The sequence below is a fragment of the Rhodovulum viride genome (genome assembly GCF_003265965.1).
Lineage (GTDB): Bacteria > Pseudomonadota > Alphaproteobacteria > Rhodobacterales > Rhodobacteraceae > Rhodovulum > Rhodovulum kholense.
The window spans coordinates 1-454 of the sequence record NZ_MUAV01000186.1 but is presented as its reverse complement, the minus strand read 5'-3'; the positions used below and the strand labels follow the sequence as shown (position 1 = coordinate 454).

The window sequence follows — 454 nt, the reverse complement described above, 5'->3', positions numbered from 1 at the left end:
CGCTGGCCCCAGACCGCGCGCTTCTTCTGCTGGCGCCCGTTCCGGGTCTCGACCTCGTACCAGCTGCCGAAGGCCGCGATGTCGCCGGTAAAGCGGATGACATCGGCCACCGCCTCGCAATAGACGGCGAAGGGATCCTCATAGGCCGGATCGAGCCGCCGCTTGGCCGCCAGCACCGGCGCGAGCCGGTCCCAGGCGTCGCGCCCCTCGGCGCTCATCCAGTCGGGCGCCTCGGGCACGGGCGCCGTCTGGTCGGCCTTCATCGGCACGACATTGTCGAGCTTCGGCTTCTGACCGCGCATCGGACCTCCCTTATGGGCTTATGATCGTGGGCTTTTTTTGCCAATTCGGCCCGCGCAACAGGAAAGCTCCCATGCGCGGTTCCCGAGGGGGGCCGTCGATTTTTGGACACCCCCCGGTGTCAGGGACGCCCGAGCACCTCGCGGGCGGTCTT

The 454-nt window shown here is 68.3% G+C and carries 1 protein-coding gene; it reads right to left on the bottom strand.

The annotated features are described in order from the left end of the window. The coding region (locus BYZ73_RS21765; protein WP_112317608.1) for a P27 family phage terminase small subunit at window positions 1-302 on the bottom strand (302 nt) is incomplete at its 3' end. Window positions 303-454 lie beyond the last annotated feature (152 nt).